The 21,331-nt window shown below is 50.6% G+C and carries 17 protein-coding genes and 2 rRNA genes (1 of these 19 only partly in view); all 19 read right to left on the bottom strand.

The window, feature by feature from the left end; translation table 11 throughout:
* Positions 1 to 90 precede the first annotated feature (90 nt).
* Positions 91 to 1,536, bottom strand: coding sequence for an IS66 family transposase (tnpC, locus tag LOZ80_RS34395; protein WP_238166678.1), 1,446 nt, complete (start codon positions 1,534 to 1,536; stop codon positions 91 to 93).
* 283 nt (positions 1,537 to 1,819) lie between these two features.
* Positions 1,820 to 2,470 carry a nucleotidyltransferase family protein gene (locus tag LOZ80_RS34390; protein ID WP_238168724.1) on the bottom strand — a complete coding sequence of 217 codons (651 nt, stop codon included), beginning with the start codon at positions 2,468 to 2,470 and terminating at the stop codon, positions 1,820 to 1,822.
* Positions 2,464 to 3,447, bottom strand: coding sequence for an XdhC family protein (locus LOZ80_RS34385; protein ID WP_238168723.1), 984 nt, complete (start codon positions 3,445 to 3,447; stop codon positions 2,464 to 2,466). Before LOZ80_RS34385 ends, LOZ80_RS34390 begins: the two co-directional genes overlap by 7 nt.
* Positions 3,448 to 3,471: 24 nt before the next feature.
* The gene (gene ggt / locus LOZ80_RS34380) at positions 3,472 to 5,067 is read right to left on the bottom strand and encodes a gamma-glutamyltransferase (protein ID WP_238168722.1); all 1,596 of its coding nucleotides are present in this window, start codon (positions 5,065 to 5,067) and stop codon (positions 3,472 to 3,474) included.
* On the bottom strand, positions 5,061 to 6,305 hold the full coding sequence (locus LOZ80_RS34375) for a pyridoxal-phosphate-dependent aminotransferase family protein (protein WP_238168721.1): 1,245 nt from the start codon (positions 6,303 to 6,305) through the stop codon (positions 5,061 to 5,063). The genes ggt and LOZ80_RS34375 overlap by 7 nt, the downstream gene beginning before the upstream one ends.
* On the bottom strand, positions 6,292 to 7,572 hold the full coding sequence (locus tag LOZ80_RS34370) for a M20 family metallo-hydrolase (RefSeq protein WP_238173200.1): 1,281 nt from the start codon (positions 7,570 to 7,572) through the stop codon (positions 6,292 to 6,294). The genes LOZ80_RS34375 and LOZ80_RS34370 overlap by 14 nt, the downstream gene beginning before the upstream one ends.
* A 1-nt stretch (position 7,573) precedes the next feature.
* Positions 7,574 to 8,968, bottom strand: a complete 1,395-nt coding sequence (locus tag LOZ80_RS34365) for an allantoinase (protein ID WP_238168720.1) — start codon at positions 8,966 to 8,968, stop codon at positions 7,574 to 7,576.
* Between the two features lie 36 nt (positions 8,969 to 9,004).
* Complete coding sequence (gene uraH / locus LOZ80_RS34360) at positions 9,005 to 9,361, bottom strand: hydroxyisourate hydrolase (protein WP_238168719.1); 357 nt, start codon at positions 9,359 to 9,361, stop codon at positions 9,005 to 9,007.
* A complete protein-coding gene (gene pucL, locus LOZ80_RS34355; protein ID WP_238168718.1) occupies positions 9,358 to 10,827 on the bottom strand; it encodes a factor-independent urate hydroxylase in 1,470 nt (489 codons plus the stop codon). The genes uraH and pucL overlap by 4 nt, the downstream gene beginning before the upstream one ends.
* A gap of 190 nt (positions 10,828 to 11,017) precedes the next feature.
* Positions 11,018 to 12,007: an ABC transporter substrate-binding protein gene (locus tag LOZ80_RS34350; RefSeq protein ID WP_238168717.1), complete on the bottom strand. Its 990-nt coding sequence runs from the start codon at positions 12,005 to 12,007 to the stop codon at positions 11,018 to 11,020.
* A gap of 539 nt (positions 12,008 to 12,546) precedes the next feature.
* Positions 12,547 to 13,032 (bottom strand): nucleoside deaminase, encoded by a 486-nt coding sequence (locus tag LOZ80_RS34345; RefSeq protein ID WP_238168716.1) that lies wholly within the window; start codon positions 13,030 to 13,032, stop codon positions 12,547 to 12,549.
* A 26-nt stretch (positions 13,033 to 13,058) separates the two neighbouring features.
* Entirely contained in the window at positions 13,059 to 13,988 is a 930-nt protein-coding gene (locus LOZ80_RS34340; RefSeq protein WP_238168715.1) for an ABC transporter permease, read from the bottom strand.
* Positions 13,989 to 14,031: 43 nt separating this feature from the next.
* On the bottom strand, positions 14,032 to 15,153 hold the full coding sequence (locus tag LOZ80_RS34335) for an ABC transporter permease (RefSeq protein WP_238168714.1): 1,122 nt from the start codon (positions 15,151 to 15,153) through the stop codon (positions 14,032 to 14,034).
* Positions 15,150 to 16,694, bottom strand: a complete 1,545-nt coding sequence (locus tag LOZ80_RS34330) for an ABC transporter ATP-binding protein (RefSeq protein ID WP_238168713.1) — start codon at positions 16,692 to 16,694, stop codon at positions 15,150 to 15,152. The genes LOZ80_RS34335 and LOZ80_RS34330 overlap by 4 nt, the downstream gene beginning before the upstream one ends.
* A 235-nt stretch (positions 16,695 to 16,929) precedes the next feature.
* Positions 16,930 to 17,463, bottom strand: coding sequence for a chromate efflux transporter ChrA (locus LOZ80_RS34325; protein ID WP_238168712.1), 534 nt, complete (start codon positions 17,461 to 17,463; stop codon positions 16,930 to 16,932).
* Entirely contained in the window at positions 17,460 to 18,050 is a 591-nt protein-coding gene (locus LOZ80_RS34320) for a chromate efflux transporter ChrB (protein WP_283214807.1), read from the bottom strand. The genes LOZ80_RS34325 and LOZ80_RS34320 overlap by 4 nt, the downstream gene beginning before the upstream one ends.
* Positions 18,051 to 18,246: 196 nt before the next feature.
* Complete coding sequence (gene tnpC / locus LOZ80_RS34315; protein ID WP_238166678.1) at positions 18,247 to 19,692, bottom strand: IS66 family transposase; 1,446 nt, start codon at positions 19,690 to 19,692, stop codon at positions 18,247 to 18,249.
* Positions 19,693 to 20,034: 342 nt separating this feature from the next.
* Positions 20,035 to 20,151: ribosomal RNA gene (gene rrf, locus LOZ80_RS34310) — 5S ribosomal RNA — on the bottom strand.
* Positions 20,152 to 20,218: 67 nt separating this feature from the next.
* Positions 20,219 to 21,331: ribosomal RNA gene (locus LOZ80_RS34305) — 23S ribosomal RNA — on the bottom strand (it continues 1,802 nt past the right edge of the window).

The following is a 21,331-nucleotide window of genomic DNA, read 5'->3' as shown; positions in this document are numbered from 1 at the left end:
ACCCCATCCCCCAAGCCAATAAGAGCCTCCAGGAGCTTCTATTTGCGCAAAATACACCATTCTCAGGCGGATAAGAGCCCCCAAAGGTTACTACTTACCTTCTTCCAAACGCGGAAAACGAAACTCCCCACGAAAAGTAACAATAAGCGTCGAGAGTACAGGTAAATTTTGTTTACGAAGGGTTGAAATGAAGCCGCGCGCGCGGGCGAACTGATGAGCCCCGTCCCAGGTACGGAATAAGCCGGAGACTTTGGCTTTGACCTTGGCCATCCGCAAGTCTCGTTCGGCGACATTGTTGTCAAAAGGAACACGGACATCTTGAATAAACCGGAGAATCGGTTCCTTGTGACGACGGAAACGTTCACCCAGATTGGCCGATTTACTTTTGCTTTGCCTGCCTTGCGGTCCGGTTTTGGCTTTGGTACGCCCTTGATTCCATTCCAGCTCGCCCTGCTGCAGGATGTCATCGTACCAATTCTCTAGCCATTTAACCGTACTCGGAGCTAAGCAGCACAAGACTTTACGGGCGGCTAGCGTGAGACGCCAGGCTACTTGTAGCAAGCGTTTCATCTGCACGGCCCACTGGTGATGATCATAATCGGCGATTCCTTGGCATTCCCGCAGTAAGTGCGCATTGCATAAGGCATGCTGGAACGTGTATTTTTCTTTAAAATACGGCCCGTTGCAGTCATGCACTAGAATGCCCGAGTAAGCCGGCAGCAGACCGATGGCATCAAAAGCGAGGGTGCCCCGGTTTTCGTGAACCGCCTGGAACGTCCAGTCCACATTAGAGAGGGTGTGCAGCCATCGCTGTTTGCCATCGACGTGAATGCCGGTTTCATCAGCGTGCAAAACATCGGCATTCAGCAGGTTTTGGCGAATTTGTTCCTCATAGGGACCTAGCTGCTTGTGCGATTTCTTCAAATGGGCGATGACCGTAGCCTCGCTCAGCGAATGCCCGGTCAGGTCCGCAAACATCTCGCTCACCCTTTTCAGTGGAATCATATGGTACGCACTCACATACACGATCCAGCCCGTAACACCAGCTCCATATTGGACAGAGGCGCTGACATGCGACGGAAAAGCAGCCTGATGAACCCCGCTACACTGCGGGCAGCAGCTCGTATGAGCGCGAAACTCGGTTGTCTGGATGCGTGGTTCAGGCAGATCGATCTGCTGACGCCGGTCGTAGCCTATACAGTTCTCCTGGTCCATTGGAGCATGACACGCAGGGCAGGTAGTTAGGCAAAAGTCGAGGATGGCATCCGGATCATCCACCATACTAAGTGTGTGTCCTTCATGACCTAGGGGTGCTCCCTTTTTGCCACCAGCGATGCGGGAGTTTGCGGGCTTACGAAACCCGTCACTTGAAGGCGGCTTGCTACTATTCTTGCTGTTAAGCCCTAGCTGGCGCTCCAACTCGGCTACTCTGTTTTCCAGTTCAGTGATCCGTTCTAGCAGTTTCGTAATGACCTTCTCGATTTGATCTGGACTACTGTGGCTAATTTGTTTGATTTCTTCGAGGCTCATTTTCATCCTGATCCCTCTTCTCCATTAAATTCGTTAAGTATTCTTAACCAATTTTTAGGGGTTTGAATAAGGGGACCTAAGTAGTAACCCCCAAAGACTCTTATTCACCCCATCCTCCAAGCCATGCGAGTCCTGCGCGTTAACTTTCATTAGCCCATTACCTATAAATTAGATCTACTATAAACAATCCCGCAAAATAACGTCAACTAACATTACACGATTTTGTGTTTTCGTATAAAAAAATAGCGCATTATTAGTAATAATGCACTCAACTCATCTTTTATGTTATTTAACTTAACATTAATTTGTTCCATACAATTTTTTTCGCAGCCAAGTATCGCTCTTCAGTGTCAATATCCAAAAACTTCAAGGCTTCCTCTTCGTCCATAACCTGTCCGCGATACTGCGGCAAATGAAATAAGGAGCGCGCCCCCTCATCTCCTTCTAAGGCCAGAGCAGAAGGCCACATCTCCCGCCCCAGAATCACAGGGGGCTTAGGCATGCCTTGATCGCCACTCGCCACGAAGTCCCATCCAGCCTCGCCCCTGAACGTATCCATGAGTCGATTCAGCATCTGCGCATCGATGAACGGCTGATCCGCCAAAACCACCAATATACCGTCTGCATTCTGACGCTCGGCTGCCTTAATCCCCACCCGCAAGGAGTGAGCTATGCCTCTTCCTGCTTCCGCGCAAACCTCAACCAGACAGCGCCCCGCTTCTGCATAGGCAAGGACTTCAGCGGACAACCAATCGAGCGGGTCATCTTCCCGAACGACCACAACAACGCTATGCACCTCAGACTGGAGCGCATGCAGCAGAGCTATACTCCCCAGCCTAGTATCCGCTGCCATTTCCAGCGACTGCTTCGAAGTCCCCATGCGCCTGCTGCTTCCCGCCGCCAAATAGATGCCGATAACCTTCTTCGCTTCGCTCACCATGAGCGACTCCTGTCCTCACGCCCGCTCACATTAGCAGATGCTCCGGTCGCCTTGCCGCCTCGTTTGAGGCTAATCAACTCTGCGACGATACTGACGGCATTCTCCACGGGGCCTTCTGAACCGATCGGCAGTCCTACGGGGTAACGCAGCCATTGAGGGCGGTCGATACCTGCCAATAAATTTTCCGTCCGTTCTCTGGACCCCATGATCCCAAGATAAAGCAAGTCAGCCTTCATGGCTTCTTGGACAAACAGAGCGTCCTTTTCGTACTGATGGCTCATCACAATGATGTAGTCTTGGGCATTCAGCTTTAAATTCGCCACCAGCTGCTTAGGAAAAGCAACCTCTGTCTCCGCGCCCGGAAAACGTTCTGCCCGACAATAAGCCTCACGCCAGTCGGCGACAACCACGCGAAATCCGCTGCTAATCGCCATTTGAACAAGTGGGATCGCATCCGAATTTGCGCCAAAAACAATCACTCTAGGCTTAGGTTTAAACAAGGAAACATACACAGAGAGAGAAGCTTGCCGATCTGAAGAATTACCTTCAGAGCACAGGGTATACGAGATGCCTGAATAGCCATCCGTAATTTCACGCACCAACTGTACAGCTTCGCCTCGATCCAAACATGCTTTCACAGCAAGCAGATTAACCAACAGTTCTCCACTAACAGGCTCCAGTAGAATACGGATCAGCCCGCCGCAGCCAATCGTCTCTCCCCAACCGAAATCATCAGCTGGCCTCATGTCGTACTCCACCATTTGGGAGGTTGAAGATTCCCATACTGCCGGTACATAGGCGAAGAGATCCGCTTCCAAGCAACCTGGCGAGATACTTCCTATCGAGCTCCCGTCTGCCATCATCAGCATGACAGCTCCCTGTTTACGATAAGCATGGCCTTCCACATGAATAACTGTTGCCAACACCCGCGCGTGACTATCACTCTCTACTGCCAGCAAAATATCATAGGTTTCCATCACTCATCGCTCCTCACTTAATCATTACCAACCGATCGCTAAACCGTCACCCCGCGGATCGGCGGCACCACTCATGAACCCTTGTTCGTCAATGACAATGCCCTGCGCTTGCCCCATAATGCCATCCCATGGGTTGACGGGTTCGACACGATGTCCCCACTTCTTCAAGCGAGCGTACACATCTCCATCCAGACGATGCTCCAGCTTCAGGGCGTCTCCGTCTTCTCCCCAAGTTCGGCCGTACACCCAACGAGGAAGCGAAATCGCTTCTTGAATCGACAAGCCATAGTCCAGAACACCAGTCAGAATAGAGAGTTGTGTTTGCGGCTGACCTTCCCCGCCCTGCGTGCCGTATAGCATGTAAGGCTTGCCCTCTTTGCTGACCATCGCCGGCATTAGGGTATGGAAGGATCTTTTACCTGGCTCCAAAGCATTGGCACAAGACGATTCCAGCGAGAAAAAAGAGCCGCGATTTTGCATGATAATTCCTGTATCTCCAGGCACATAGGCCGCACCGAAGTCAAAATATAAACTTTGTATGAAAGAAACCGAGTTCCCCTCTTCATCCACCACAGCAGCATAGGCCGTATCCTGGCCGATCGCCGGCGACAAATGCTCACTGACCTTAAACGGCTCCGCTTGAATATCGTTCCAAAGTTCCTTGGCATAAGCCTTGGAAAGCAAGCGCTTCAATGGAATCTCGCGGAAACGCGGATCGGTTAAGTACAGGTCGCGATCTTTGAACGCCTTTTTAACAACTTCCGACATCAAGTGATAAAAATTCGCTGATGCTCGGGGAACCGCACTGACATCGACATTTTCCAGCATATTCATCATCATAAGCGCTGTGAATCCTTGCGAGTTCGGCGGCATTTGATAAATGTCATACCCGCGATACGTCGTGGAGAGCAACTCAACCCATTCTCCGGCAAAATTGCGGAAATCTGCTTCCTGCAGCAGCCCGCCATCAGACTGAATGTTCTGTACAATCGACTGCATCAGAGTACCTTTATAAAAGGCATCCCGACCTTCTCGCTGCACTACTCGCAGGGTCTGAGCCATCTCTTTCTGAACGAGGCGATCGCCTTCCTTCAGAAGCTGACCACCCGCCATATATAAGCTGCTCAACTGCTCTGAGGCTCGAATGAAGACCTCATCCTTGCGCATCCAGAACAGCAGATTGCGTGAAATCGGAAACCCTTTCTCCGCATAGTCAATCGCAGGCTCAAGCAGCTTAGCCCAAGCAAGCTTGCCGTATTTCTCCCATACCTGCCACCAGGCGTCGACCATGCCCGGAACGGTGATCGCACTGAGAATACCTCTTTGCGGTATCGCTTGCAGCCCTTTCGCTTTATAAAAATCAGGCGTAGCTTGGGCAGCAGACTTCCCGCTTCCATTGAATCCCGTATATGCGCCTGCAGCCGCATCGTACATCAAGAAAAAAGCGTCCCCGCCAAGCCCCGTCATATGCGGATAAACAACACCAAGCGTTGCGCTGATCGCAATCGCTGCATCGAAGGCATTGCCTCCCTGCTGCAAGATCGCGCTTCCTACGCTGCTGGCCAAATAATGAGGCGTAGCGATCATCGCTCGCTCCGCTCGTGGCATGATGTTCAACATGGAAGTTCCTCCTCTGTGGGGGCATATACGGATAACGCCGCTTGCAGCGCTTTACCGCTTGTAATCGCAGCTTTGTGCCATAAGAGCACCGCTTCCAATGCACCCAACACGTGAAGCACATTTTTCTGGTTGCAGCTGAAGCCCATCGTTCCAATTCGCCAAATTTGACCTTTTAACGGCCCGAAGGAACTGGCAATTTCGATGCCAAAACTATTCAGCAGCATAGCGCGAACGGATTCGCCGTCAATTCCTTGCGGTATCTGAATACAAGTGACAACCGGAAGCTTACAAGCGGGGTTGCCATACAACGTTAAGCCCATGGCCTTCAAGCCAGCAACCAAGGCAGCTTCATGGCGCTTATGGCGGTCAAAGCGTTCCTCCAGCCCCTCTTGCAGCACAAGCCGCAAGCCTTCGCGCAAAGCGTACAGCATGGAAGTTGACTCCGTATGATGATTGAGCCGCTTGGGGCTCCAGTAATCCTGCAGTTGACCGAGATCGAAGTAGTTGCTCGCAACCGGCTTCCCAGCAGCTACGGCTGAACCTTTTTCACGCAGACCGCGCTCAATCGTTTTGCGTCGCAGCACCTTCGCCTCAACACGCTCATTGTAAGTAATCGGAGACATGCCAGAGGGAACCGACAGGCATTTCTGCGTGCCACCGATAACCGCGTCTAACTGCCAGGCATCCGTCTGTACCGGCACGCCGCCAATTGTCGCAACAGCATCAACGACCAGCAGCGCATCCACTTCACGGCAAGCCGCCCCGATTCCTTCAAGAGGTTGAACGCACCCCGTGGACGTTTCGCCATGTACAATCGCTACAATATTCGGCTTTTCCCGATGAATAGCGGCAATGATTTCCTGCGGGTCGAATACCGTCCCCCACTCCTTCTCCAACAGGACAACTTCAGCTCCGCAGCGTTCAGAAATTTCGACAAGCAAGTTGCCAAAACGACCATAAATCGGTACAAGCACTTTATCCCCAGGTTCAATCACACTGACTAATACCGCCTCAATACCTGAGCGGGAGGTACCATCGATAGGGTAAGCCCATTGATTGCTTGTTTGAAAAACATCCCTGAGCATTTCCATCGTCTCATTCATCAATTCCGTAAATTCAGGATCAAACTGTCCCAGAATCGGATACGACATCGCGCGCAGAACACGCGGGTCGACCTCAACCGGTCCGGGCGTCATAATCGTTCGCAGCGAGGGCGATAAGTCTTTATAGGATTTCATCAGCTTTACCCCCATAGCCATATTGGTATAACACATGAACCAGCGTTTGAAAACCTGCAATCAAGTCATCCGGTTCCGTGAACTCCTCCGGACTATGACTGATCCCCCCGCGGCTTGGCACGAAAATCATCGCCGATGGACAGATCGGCCCAAACAACTGGGCATCGTGGCCAGCCCCGCTGGGCAGCTTCATGCTTCCGAATCCATAAGTCGCGCACGCTGCCTCAATGTCATTCGAGATTCCTTGGTGCATGGCAACAGGTGAAGCATGTAAATTTTCAACCGTCTCTATAATAAGCTCTCTTCGCTTCGCGATTTCACCGAGCTTTGTTAGCAATCTTGTTCGAAAAGCGTCCATCTTCCGCTCATCCGTATGCCGAATGTCCAGCGTAAATTCAACTTCGCCCGGCACCACATTCGAGGTTCCACGCTTTACATCCAGCCGTCCTACCGTAGCCACTAGCGGCCCGCCTTCTTCCAGTGCCATACTTTCCGTGAGAACAACCATTTCAGCGGCTCCCGCGAGCGCATCCCGGCGCATGGTCATCGGTGTTGTTCCGGCATGGTTCGAATCGCCTTTGACAACTACAGTCATCCGAATCTGTCCAACTATCGCGGTCACAACGCCAATTTGTTTCTGTTTCACTTCAAGAACAGAACCTTGCTCAATATGAATTTCAATATAAGCTCCAATATCATCACGCACTGCCGAATGTTCGCCCGCGTTTGCAGGTTCGAAGCCTGCTTCTCCCATAGCTTCCAACAAAGTAGTACCCTCTAGATCTGCAATACCTGCAGCACTTGCGTAAGATCTTACGCCGGTTACATGGCCGGATCCCCAATAAGCAAGCGGGAAGCGGCTTCCCTCTTCTTCACAAAATGAAATCACTTCAATTGTCCTTCTCGGAGTCCCATGTACAGCCTTCAGGTAGCCAAGTGCCATCAGCGATGCAACGACGCCGTATGCGCCATCATATTTACCGCCATTTTTGACTGTGTCGACGTGCGAGCCTGTAAGAACCGACTTCAAAGACGCGTTGCTTCCTTGCAATTTCCCATATACATTGCCTACGGCGTCGAAATTCGCTGCTAGACCCAGCCCTTCCATCTTTGCCAAAAGCGCACGCTGCGCCTGCAGCCATGACTCCGTGTACAGCAGCCGGGTAACTCCTCCCTCTGGATTAGCGCCGTAGGTTGCGAGCCACTCCAGCACATCAAGCATTTGCTTGGAATATTGAGCTAATTCTTGAACAGAGGTCGGTGTCATTTCAGCCACTGTGCACACCTCCTGTCACAGCAGCATGACGAAGCCATGCTCCTTCTGTCTTGTCAGCAACGCCTTCATGAAGCTCATACACTTGGTTTCCGCGTAAGAATGTGGCTTTTACTCGGCAGCCAAATGTTTTCCCCACATAGGGGCTATGCGGATGGCGGTACAGCAAATCACTTGCTTGCAGCGTATAGCTCATCTTCAAATCCACAAGCGCCAGATCCGCATCTGCCCCCAGGGCAATTTGGCCCTTGCGCGGATACAACCCAAAGCGCTTGGCTGGCTCCGTAGCCAGCAGCCGTGCAAGCAAAGGCAGCGGCACATCCCGGCGGAGATGGCCTTCATCCAGCACCAGCTCGACCGAGCTTTGCGCGCCGGAGATTCCACCCCACGCCTCGATAAATTCCCCTTGCTTCATCGCTGCCGGGCAGGGGGAATGATCCGAGGCGAGCAGATCAAGCCTGCCAGCAGCAAGCTCCTGCCAGAGCCGCTCTTGATCATGCGCCGTACGCAGTGGCGGCGCACATTTGGCAATCGCCCCTTGCTGCTCCAGATCCGCGCTGGTCAAGACCAAGTAGTGCGGGCACGTTTCCACGGTGACGTCCAGCCCTCTCGCCTTCGCATCCGTGATCACGTGCACAGCCTCAGCGCTGCTGATGTGCACGAAGTGCAGCTTGCAGCCCGTTTGTTCCGCGTAGAAGAGCGCGCGGTTGACCGCTTCCAGCTCAGCGGCGATCGGCCGCGTCGCAGCGAAGTCGAGCGCCCCTCGCTTGCCTTCCTCCCGCGCTTCGGCTGCCAGTTTCGCGACCATCTCTTCACTCTCTGCATGCAGCGCAAGCACGAGCCCCAGGCGAGCGATCTCTCTCATCCCTTCGACGAGCGTCAGGTCGTCCACTTCCGCGAAAATATCTTCCCCTTCTCCGCCGGGACAAGACATGAAAGCCTTGAATCCAATGACACCAGCTTCGGCTAGCTCTTGCAAGTGTCCGATATTGCCGGGAACAAGACCGCCCCAAAGCGCATAATCGACCACCGAGTTTCCTTCTGCCGCTTCCAATTTTTGCTTCAGGGCGCTAAATCTCACCGTTGGCGGAACACCGTTGAGCGGCATATCGATATAGGTGGTGCAGCCACCTGCGGCGAGCGATGCGGAACCTGTAGCGAAGCCCTCCCAATGTCCCAAGGCGGGTTCATTGAAATGAACATGAGCATCTACCATACCCGGCAGGATGACCAGATTTTCCGCTTCATAAGTAGGCGTTTGCTCCGAGTAAGCGAGGTTTTCACCTAACGCGGCAATTTTACCGTTTCGAATACCGATATCCAACTGACGTACTTGATCTATGAGGACTACGGCACCTTTACGAATAACGAGATCAAATTGATCATCCATGCAAATCCCTCCCTCAGAACCCTTGGTGGCTTGAAATTAGCTGCCCTTATAGGTGTTGTATCCCCATGGCGCAACCAATAATGGCACATGATAGTGAACATCTGTGGCTGATATTCCGAAGCGAACCGGAACTTGATCTAGAAAAGCCGGCTCTGGAAGCGATATGCCTGTGCCTCGGAAATAATCACCAATATGAAAAACAAGCTCATATACCCCAGCTTGGTAACCCTCACCGCTCAACAAGGGTCCCTCCAGACGGCCATCGCTGTTCGTTGCACCAGAACTTAACAGTTCCGACTTCCCGTCTTGTATCCGAAATAAAGCGATGTGTACATCCTTCGCAGGTCTTCCGCTGCTTATATCCAGAACATGCGTTGTAATCCCTCTGCTCATAGGCCCTCCAAATCACGCTTCGTCATCGAAAACCCTTGGAAGCCATAAGGAGGTCTAGGTTCTGTAAATACTTTGCCTTCGCCTACCGAAGCCTGCTCCAGAATCGTTTCCCACGTGCGGTTATTCGATTCGAAGCGAATGTCCTTCAACTGCGGGAATCTTGTAAGTGCTCGTTGTCCAATCCGATAAATGAGATTTTGAATCGATGGGGAATGCTGCTCATGGAATACGGTATGCGCAATATCCCTTATTTGCTCAGCAGCCACATAACGGCCGAGATCAGAATCGAAGGCATCTTCCACCTCTTCATAGCTCCATGACATATCCAAGAAGATGAATAAGGGCCGATCATAGGATTCCGGAAGCGTGGTGTACTCGTCTCGCACAAAACCAGCGAAGGAGCTGCCTTTTACCTTAATTAGTTTAAGATCAGCGATACCGCCGGAGTGTTCAGCAACAACGATCCCCTCATCTGTGCGAACCATGTCAACCAAAGCCGTTGGATGTTCATTTTGTGAATAACGATAGACGAGTTCTCCATTTTCCAAGCCATTGGCTCCGGGAACTGGCAGAACGTCGAAGGCAACTTGATCAGCCGTCATTCTCACGCCCGTCATCTGCGGGTAGGTCTCCAGAAACTTGCGAGCAGCGAAGGCGAGGAAGCCTTCTGCTGTAGCTCCTTCATAGTCGCCGGCTTTGCGTAGAAGGAAGTTTTTCATCGAATCCGTGGCAACGACCAACGTGTTATCGCCTTCGGTGAACGAAGTAAAGAACTTCTCTCCGCTAACCGCGATTTTAATATTCATCCCGAACAACACATTATCTCGTCCCGCAAAACCCGATTCAGGGATTAGCGTTAAATTCGTCAAAGGTTTGGCATAAGAACGATATACCCACACATCACCTTTTCCGTAGTACATCGTTCTCTCTGATACGCTCGCTTGTTTCATCGCTGTTTCCCCCTTCTCATCCTCCATTAATGCTTCAAGCCGAAAACGACCTATCTTGCAAACTTCCTGAAGAGCCTTGCCTAATTCCGTCTCTAAGTCTCGTTCAATCCGCAGACGAATCGCTTCTTTGATCGTATCCTTCGTTTGCCCCTTCACAGCCATAATGAAAGGAAACTTGAACTTCGTTGTATATTGCTTGTTGTAGGCAAGGAATTGCTTATATTCCTCTGGGGACAAGCGATTGAGTCCTGCGCCTGACTGTTCCTGGACCGAGTGATTCGTCATCTGGACCCTTGTCCCTAAGTCCGGATGCGCCCGCAATAGGGCAAGCCGTTCCTCCCGGCTGGCTAACCAAACTTCCTGCTCAAGAGCAAGCGTGAATTCCTGCTGTGAGGCATAAGGCAGCGAGCCCCACGCCCGCTCAGCCACCCACGGGGAATGTTCGAAAAGAGGGCCGAACGCATGAACGAAATCAATCTGATTCATTGTGTTCACTTGATGCAGCTTAAATTTCATGACGTTTCACCTCTATGTTTAGGTTAGAACCTGCCACTCATTTGTAAGATTTGTTTCATTGTAAGTGCGCTACCCCTATGGGTCAATTTATATGAAAGAAGTTTGTAAACTTTCATAACATGGCTAACTTTTTTTGTGAAATAACAAAAAAGCCGCCAGGAAGAAGAAACTTCCTGACGGCTTTCCATACTTACTTCAAAATACTTTTCAAAACGTCATCAATCATTTTACTGTTCGCAATAACTCCGCTGTATAACCAGCTGTGGGTTTTATCAAATTCATAAACATGCCCGTTCTTCACAGCAGAAACGCTTTTCCAAATCGGATCGTTAATAATTTGGTCGCCTTCTCCCTTACCACGAATCAGGATAATATGATCCGCATCTAGTTGAGACAAGGCTTCCATCGAGATCGCCCGCCAGTTCGCAGTCCCTTTGCTGGAAATTTCTTTCACCACATTAGGCACTTTGAAGCCCATGTCCTTGTAGAGCAAAGCTCCACTGGACAGGTTCTCGCTTACCACATAGGCAGCTTTGGCAGTCACCCATATCGCAGCCGCTGATTGCTCGCCGTTTGCTTTAATCAATTTATCCTTAGCTTCTTTCGCCTTCGCATCATAAGTTTTTAGCGCTTGCTCTGCTTCCTTCGATTTATCGAAGATTTCGCCGATCTTCAGCAGCGCTTTGCGCCAGTCATTGTTGACTTCATCGCCCAATACAAAGGTAGGTGTAATTTTGGCATACTGCGCATACTTCTCGCCTGCTGCTGCGCTGGATCCCCCGATGATCATAAGATCCGGATTGAAACTCGCAACCGCTTCGAATGGAAGATCCGATGGAAGCGTCGGGATGCCGTTCAGACTGTCCTTTAAGTAGTCCTGAACACCGCTGGCAACAGCCCATTGTGCAACTGGTTTAATACCAAGTGTTATCAAAGGATCTTCTAAGTAAGAACCAATAATTCGTTGTGGATTAGCTGGAATGGTTACCTTATTGCCTAGCCCGTCCGTCATTGTTTTCTCTGTTTTGGCTGCAGCCGTTGCCGCTGGAGAACTAGCTGTTGGTGACGTGGATGCCGTGGAACCAGCATTAGATGCGCTCCCGCAAGCCGACAATAACAACGTCATACTCATTAAGCTTACTAGCGCAACGGAAACTTTTTTGCTTTTTCTTTGTTGCATGACCATCTACCCCTTTAACTTCGTTTGTAAGCATAGAAATCTGCTACGCTCAATTCACATTTGTTAATGATAACAATTATCATTATCAACGTCAAGTTTAACACCTTTGGTGGAGCGTCGATCCTCTATGTTAGCGAAAAGTAGGCGAAATGAACTCTCAACGGATCATCGTTCCGTGGGGGCAGTCTTTAATGCCCTTGCCCTTAATAAGAAAAACGGCTTCGCCGCCCTGAGATATCAGCCTCATAGTAGCGATAAACTAGTAAGGGAATCGTGTTGAGGGGAACTATAGTACGCTATTTAAGCAAATAGTAAGAATGCGAGAGTCATAGCGGAACTACAGGGTCTTATTTCCACGAAAAACGCTAAATTTCGCTTGAAACAGCATAATAGCGTACTGTAGTTCCCCCAACCTCGCGATAATGACACTTTTTGCTAGAATAGCGTACTGTAGTTCCCTTACCTCCGGGGAGGTCGAGTAACTCCACGTCCCCTCCAAAACAACAAAAAAGGCCGAGCAGAATTACCCTGCTCAACCTTTATAACCAATATCCCTCATGAGCGGCAACCGCCTCCGCCTCAACTTCTTGAATAGGACCAATGACTTCAATCGGTTTATTCCCTCTGGCGAAGACTTCTCGGCAAGGTAAATCCAACGTCGGATTCTGCTCATCCTCCCCGGTTAGTTGCGCCAACAACTTTTCGGAAATTCCATAGACGACTCGCCCTACATTACCCCAATAGATGGAGCCTGAACACATGGCGCACGGCTCTACAGACGTATATAATGTGCAGGACCACAGTTCGGCCTTGCTGTATCGTTTGGAGGCCGCCTCCATCAGCATCGTTTCTGCGTGCCCTGTGCAGTTGGACTGGGTAATTTCCACATTGCCTTGTTCAAGCAAAACCGCACCTGTTGGCCCTACTAACAGCGCGCCGAACGGTGTATTCCCGGATTCTCTCGCCAGAACAGAGAGCTCGACGCATCTTTTTAAATAAGCGATATGTTGCTCACGTTCACTCATTAACACTCCTCCTAACTAATCCAATGTTAGAATCTTTGCTCCCGAATATAAGGAACACCCAGAGCTTCAGGCGCGCCCGAAGGCTTATTCCGATTACGCCAACCTAAGAACATCAACACTAGAATCGTGACGACGTATGGAATCATTTTCAGGAAATAAGAAGGAATGTGACTGCCGATCAGCTGAACACGGAAACCGAGACTATCCAGCACACCGAAGAAATAAGCGCAGAGCAGCGCTCTGATCGGATTCCATCTGGCAAAAATAATAAGCGCCACCGCGATCCAGCCCCGTCCGGAAGTCATCCCTTCATTCCATGTAGGCGTGTAAACGAGCAGCAAATCTGCTCCACCAATACCGATCAACATGGATCCAATTACAATACAAGCGTAGCGAATCGCAATAACAGGAATGCCCATAACATCTGCCGTAGCCGGATTATCGCCGACTGCCCGAAGATGCAGTCCCCAGGAGGTGCGATGAATAAACAAATGCATGGCAATGACCAGCACGAAGCTAAACCAGGTGAACAGATCCAAATGTGCAAATATGTTGCCCAGCAATGGCACCGGCTCCAGCCAAGGCAAGTCCAGCTTGGGAACTGCGCCCGCCAGCGGCTTTCCACTCACTGGTTTACCCAAATAAGCACTAAGCCCTGCTCCGAATATCGTCATGGCCAAACCGCAAACAACCTGATTGGCATGCAGAGTTACGCATAGAAACCCATGCAGCAGCCCAAGCACTCCGCTCACCGCCAATACACAGAGAAGGGTCAACGCCAAACTGCCTGTATGAATAAACATCAAGCACGAAATCACAGCCCCCATCAACATCAAGCCTTCAGCACCAAGCTGTGTAATGCCGGATCTTTCGATCAGAATTCCGCCTAGTACCGCTATAAGCAGCGGAGTACCGGAAGAAATGGCGGAAATCAGTATTTGTGTGAGCATTTCCACGACTCGTCATCCCCTTTCCAGCGTGAATTGGATGCTGACTTCATCAGCGATTGCTGCGTATCCGGAATTTCCCGGCCATTCCCCCCGCAATGAGGAAAAACAGAATAGCCCCTTGAATCATGGATGAAGTCGATGACGGAAGTCCAATCGTTTGCACACTATAACCACCCACAATCAGCCCTCCGAAGAGCACTGACGAGACTACTAAACTCAGCGGATTCAGCTTTGCCAACCAAGCGACAATAATAGCCGTGTAACCATACCCAGGTGATATCCCATACATAAGGCGATGCGCCACACCGGAAACCTCGCTCATTCCTGCAAGTCCGGCCAATGCGCCGCTGATCATCATTACGATAAGTACATGTTTGGAAATACGAATTCCTGCATGCCTCGCGGCTTCCGCATTCGCACCAATCAGACGCAATTCATAGCCATAACGCGTATAGCGAATCACAAAAGCATAAAGCAGCAGCGCTGCCACCGCGAAAATAATCCCCAAATGCAGCCTGGAAGTCCCCCAAGTAGGCAGCGATTGTGCAGCTGTAAACATTGGTGATCCTGGGAAGTTAAAGCCTTTTGGATCTTTCCACGGACCGAATACGGCATAATTCAAGGCAAGCAGAGCCACATAATTGAGCATTAACGAAGTGATGAGTTCATTGACTTGAAAAAAGGTCTTTGGAATCGCCGTAAGCAAACCCCAGACACCTCCTGCTGCCATACTTGCCAATAGCATAACCGGAATAGACACGTACATCGGCAAATGTGGAAAATAAACCGTAATTGCCGTTGCTGCCATCGCTCCCGCCAAAAACTGCCCTTCCGCCCCAATGTTCCATACCGAGATGCGGTAAGCAAAAGATACCCCGATGCCGCACAGCAGAAGCGGAATTGCCTTCACCAGAGTCTCAGTCAGCCCGAAGGTGGAGCCGAATGCTCCGTTCAGCATTTTGCCGTAGACCGCAATGGGATTCATGCCATTAAGAGAGATAAAGATGCCGCAGGCGATAAGCGCCAGTATAATTGCAGCAAGTGTTACCCACCATGGACTGTCGCGCCCAGTTGGATCAATCTCCAAACGGTAGGGCATCCGAAAGCTTGTTTCGCGTTTCACAGCTTTATTGTCAACTGGAAGTGCGCCTGCTGTTTGTTGTTCACTCATCCCGCATCCTCCTCCGATCCTGCCATTAACAGACCAATATATTCCCGGTCCGCTTCTTCCCGCAATAAATCACCCACAATACGCCCACCGTACATCACGAGAATCCGATCAGCCAAATGCAGTATTTCATCCAGATCCTCCGAAATCAGCAGCACCGAACGTCCCTTCCTCCGCAGATCCTCCAATAACGCATGAACACCCGCCGTAGCTCCAACATCAAGCCCTTGTGTCGGATGTACAGCGACCATGAGCTTCGGATCTTGATCGATCTCTCTGGCCAAAAGCAGCTTCTGTTGGTTGCCCCCCGACATATATTGAACAGGCGCCTCCAGACTGGATGTCTTCACATCAAATCGTTCAATAAGCTTCTGCGACCAACTCCGGTTGCTCCCCGCGCGCAACAAGCCGAATCGTGAGCGCGCTTGGGAGCGATACGTTTTGACCAGCAGGTTATCCACCGAACCCAGGCTGCCAGCCAAACCGCTCTTCATGCGATTCTCCGGCACATGGGCGATTCCCAGGTCAATCGCTGTGCGCACCGATCCATTGCGTAAGGCCTTTCCAGCGAAACTGACTTCGCCCTGCTTCCATGTACGCAGCCCTGTGAGCACCTCAGCCAGCTCTTTTTGTCCATTGCCGGAGACTCCGGCCACGCCGACAATTTCACCTTCATTCACTTGAAAATAAAGCCCATCCAGCACTTTGCGTCCATGATCCGCATATACATCAAGACCATTCACCACAAGCATTGGATTGCCTTGTGTTGTCTCTCTTACGACAGCTCGGCTTTCCAGGCTCACCAGGCTCTCTTGACCGACCATGAGCTGCGCCAAATCCCGTTCACTTGTGGCTGATTTCGCCATGGCGGCAATCATTTGACCTTTGCGCATCACCGAGATCCGATCCGCGGCAAACATGACTTCCTTCAACTTGTGCGTCGTCATAATAACCGTTTTGCCTTCCGATGTCATCCGGTTCAGCGTCTCAAACAATTGATCGACCTCACCTGGCGTCAACACCGAGGTCGGCTCATCCAAAATAATCAAATCCGCGCCGCGATACAGCGTCTTCACAATCTCAACCCGCTGCTGCTCCCCCACGGATAACTGCCAGATCGGCCGATCTACCGGGAACGGTAGACCAAAATGCTGCGAGATCGCCTCGATTTCCTCGGACTTCCTTGCGAGCCAACCCGGGCCTCGCCAGAAGGAGGAGGTCTCACCAAGCACAATATTTTCGGCTGCCGTTAGCGTCTGCACAAGCCGAAAATTCTGAAACACCATGTCAATCCCCTGCTTCATCGCATCCTTGGGAGAGCGAATGCGCACCTTCTCTCCACGGATCAGAATATCTCCGCTGGTTGGTCGATATACGCCCGAGAGCATGCACATCATCGTGCTTTTCCCTGCGCCATTCTCCCCTAGCAAGGCATGAATCTCTCCAGCTTTTGCCCGGAAATCTACCTGATTGTTAGCTAGCACGGAACCAAATTGTTTGACGATTTGAACCATTTCAACGGAATAAGCCTCTGTTTTATTCATATGAGCCCCTCCTTTTCCGTCCTAAAAAGACCCTTATATACTCAAAACAGCATCTCCCAACCAGGGATATGCTGTTTCTGGATACCGTCTTATAAGAAATCGAAATGCCTGCTTTGCACCTATTTTCCTCACTATACGTTCAGGTTAAATTTACGTCAATTAACATCACATCGAATTAGCTATATGTACGAAAAATGGTTTCAACTTTGTGCTTCCATCCAAATTCTCCCGTCACTTACGATAGAAAAATCCCGCCGTAGACGAAGCCAGCGACAATAACAAAGGCAGGATGTATCTTTCGTTTCTGAATCAGGTAGAAGGCAACTGCCGCAATTCCAAAAAATTGGAGGTAGCCAATCGTCTTTGTCGATTCCACCAAACTGCTCCACGTAACCAATACCATCATAATCGCAATCACTGGCTGAACCAGCAATGTCATCCCTTTAATAACAGGGGATTGTTTATATTTATGCAAAATATTAAGCAAAATAATAAGCGCAATAATCGACGGAACGACCGTTGCCCCGACAGCAATCAACACACCCACCCAACCCCCGATTTGGAAGCCGACATATGCCGCAATCTTCGTTGCAATCGGACCGGGGAGCGCGTTTCCGAGCGCTAGCATATTGGAAAACTCACTGCTCGTCATCCACGCATGATTCGGCACAATTTCTTGATACATCAGAGGAATCGATGAAGGCCCGCCGCCATATCCGAATACATTAGCCAGGAAAAAACTAACGAATAACTGCCACCAGTCCATCATGCGCCATCACCTTTGCCAAGCTGCTTCTTGCCTTTGTTCCACTTGTCCTTTACCTTATGATGAAAAGCACCGTAAAAGAGAAACAAGAAAATCACAATAGCCGGATGCACCGCGAAAGTCTGCAACAGCAGGAAAGAGATAACAAAGAAAGTAATGCCTGCTGCCCAGCCTAATCCCTTGATCGCTTTCTCGCCAAACTCATAGGCCATGACCCCCAGCATAACAGCCACAATCGGCACTACCGCGGCAATCATCCCTTTAATAACTTGCGAATTACTAAAGAAATTAATGAACGAATACAACCCCACCATAGCGACACAAGTTGGAACAATATGCGCTAGCAGTCCGATAACCGCGCCCCCTGTTCCTTTCAATCGATAGCCTAAATATCCAGCCAACTTCGTTGCAATTGGCCCAGGCAGTGTATTGGCAATCGCCAGTACTTCCATAAATTCCTCGTCCTTCATCCACTTAAACCGTGTAACCGCCTCATGCCGAACCAACGGCACAATCGACGGCCCCCCGCCATATCCCAAAATCCCTGTCCGAAGCATCGCCACTCCGATCTGCACATAGGCATTTGCCAATCGTCTCACTCCTATCTCTCTCCAACCTAGCCAGCTAATTGTAAACTAAAATTCCTCACTTTCTATGCTTCTATCCGCATTTTTGTAAAAATGACAAAGTTTCCTCCTGTTATTGGCACCCGACTGAAAAATAAACAGACTCATTAACATGCTTAGCTTGCTGAAGCATGTGGCAGATAAGAGTCCTTCGGGGTTACTACTTACCTTCTTCCAAACGCGGAAAACGAAACTCCCCACGAAAAGTAACAATAAGCGTCGAGAGTACAGGTAAATTTTGTTTACGAAGGGTTGAAATGAAGCCGCGCGCGCGGGCGAACTGATGAGCCCCGTCCCAGGTACGGAATAAGCCGGAGACTTTGGCTTTGACCTTGGCCATCCGCAAGTCTCGTTCGGCGACATTGTTGTCAAAAGGAACACGGACATCTTGAATAAACCGGAGAATCGGTTCCTTGTGACGACGGAAACGTTCACCCAGATTGGCCGATTTACTTTTGCTTTGCCTGCCTTGCGGTCCGGTTTTGGCTTTGGTACGCCCTTGATTCCATTCCAGCTCGCCCTGCTGCAGGATGTCATCGTACCAATTCTCTAGCCATTTAACCGTACTCGGAGCTAAGCAGCACAAGACTTTACGGGCGGCTAGCGTGAGACGCCAGGCTACTTGTAGCAAGCGTTTCATCTGCACGGCCCACTGGTGATGATCATAATCGGCGATTCCTTGGCATTCCCGCAGTAAGTGCGCATTGCATAAGGCATGCTGGAACGTGTATTTTTCTTTAAAATACGGCCCGTTGCAGTCATGCACTAGAATGCCCGAGTAAGCCGGCAGCAGACCGATGGCATCAAAAGCGAGGGTGCCCCGGTTTTCGTGAACCGCCTGGAACGTCCAGTCCACATTAGAGAGGGTGTGCAGCCATCGCTGTTTGCCATCGACGTGAATGCCGGTTTCATCAGCGTGCAAAACATCGGCATTCAGCAGGTTTTGGCGAATTTGTTCCTCATAGGGACCTAGCTGCTTGTGCGATTTCTTCAAATGGGCGATGACCGTAGCCTCGCTCAGCGAATGCCCGGTCAGGTCCGCAAACATCTCGCTCACCCTTTTCAGTGGAATCATATGGTACGCACTCACATACACGATCCAGCCCGTAACACCAGCTCCATATTGGACAGAGGCGCTGACATGCGACGGAAAAGCAGCCTGATGAACCCCGCTACACTGCGGGCAGCAGCTCGTATGAGCGCGAAACTCGGTTGTCTGGATGCGTGGTTCAGGCAGATCGATCTGCTGACGCCGGTCGTAGCCTATACAGTTCTCCTGGTCCATTGGAGCATGACACGCAGGGCAGGTAGTTAGGCAAAAGTCGAGGATGGCATCCGGATCATCCACCATACTAAGTGTGTGTCCTTCATGACCTAGGGGTGCTCCCTTTTTGCCACCAGCGATGCGGGAGTTTGCGGGCTTACGAAACCCGTCACTTGAAGGCGGCTTGCTACTATTCTTGCTGTTAAGCCCTAGCTGGCGCTCCAACTCGGCTACTCTGTTTTCCAGTTCAGTGATCCGTTCTAGCAGTTTCGTAATGACCTTCTCGATTTGATCTGGACTACTGTGGCTAATTTGTTTGATTTCTTCGAGGCTCATTTTCATCCTGATCCCTCTTCTCCATTAAATTCGTTAAGTATTCTTAACCAATTTTTAGGGGTTTGAATAAGGGGACCTAAGTAGTAACCCTTCGGGACTCTTATCAAGATTTATTATGCCATTCTGCTGTGAATAAGAGCCTTTGGAGGCTCTTATTCGTATGTTTTGCCTGATTTTTTGCCCATTTTGACCGGATAGCAGTCTCTAGAAACTGCTATTTATCAAATTGGACTGTTTTTAATGGCAATAGGAGTCTCTAAAGACTTCTATTGCTAGTTTGACCTGCTAAGCAGATCAACTAAACAGAAAAAACCTTACGAGGATTTCTCCTTGTAAGGTTTCTTAGCTGCTTGGCAACGTTCTACTCTCCCAGAACCCTGCGGTTCAAGTACCATCGACGCTGGAGGGCTTAACGGTCGTGTTCGAGATGGGAACGCGTGGGTCCCCTCCGCCATCATCACCAAACAGTCAAAGCGTGATTTGCGCCTTGAAAACTAGATACGAAACGTGCGTAAAGTAACATTTAGGTTTATTGGTTAAGCCCTCGACCGATTAGTATTCGTCAGCTGCATACGTTGCCGCACTTCCACCTCGAACCTATCAACCTCGTCGTCTACAAGGGGTCTTACATACTGGGAAATCTCATCTTGAGGGGGGCTTCGCGCTTAGATGCTTTCAGCGCTTATCCCCTCCGTACATAGCTACCCAGCTATGCCTCTGGCGAGACAACTGGTACACCAGCGGTACGTCCATCCCGGTCCTCTCGTACTAAGGACAGCTCCTCTCAAATTTCCTACGCCCGCGACAGATAGGGACCGAACTGTCTCACGACGTTCTGAACCCAGCTCGCGTACCGCTTTAATGGGCGAACAGCCCAACCCTTGGGACCTACTTCAGCCCCAGGATGCGATGAGCCGACATCGAGGTGCCAAACCTCCCCGTCGATGTGGACTCTTGGGGGAGATAAGCCTGTTATCCCCAGGGTAGCTTTTATCCGTTGAGCGATGGCCCTTCCATTCGGTACCACCGGATCACTAAGTCCGACTTTCGTCCCTGCTCGACTTGTAGGTCTCGCAGTCAAGCTCCCTTATGCCTTTGCACTCTGCGAATGATTTCCAACCATTCTGAGGGAACCTTTAAACGCCTCCGTTACATTTTAGGAGGCGACCGCCCCAGTCAAACTGCCCACCTGACACTGTCCCCATACCGGATCACGGTACCAGGTTAGAACTCCGATACGATCAGGGTGGTATCCCAACGGCGCCTCCACCCAAGCTGGCGCTCAGGCTTCAAAGGCTCCCACCTATCCTGTACAGATCGTACCAAAGTCCAATATCAAGCTGCAGTAAAGCTCCATGGGGTCTTTCCGTCTTGTCGCGGGTAACCTGCATCTTCACAGGTATTAAAATTTCACCGGATCTCTCGTTGAGACAGCGCCCAAGTCGTTACGCCATTCGTGCGGGTCAGAATTTACCTGACAAGGAATTTCGCTACCTTAGGACCGTTATAGTTACGGCCGCCGTTTACTGGGGCTTCAATTCATAGCTTCGGGTTGCCCCTAACCACTCCTCTTAACCTTCCAGCACCGGGCAGGCGTCAGCCCGTATACTTCGCCTTGCGGCTTCGCACAGACCTGTGTTTTTGC

The organism is Paenibacillus sp. HWE-109 (assembly GCF_022163125.1).
Taxonomy (GTDB): Bacteria; Bacillota; Bacilli; order Paenibacillales; family NBRC-103111; genus Paenibacillus_E.
Note: the sequence above shows the minus strand (reverse complement) of the source record. Positions and strands in the feature narration are given on the sequence as shown.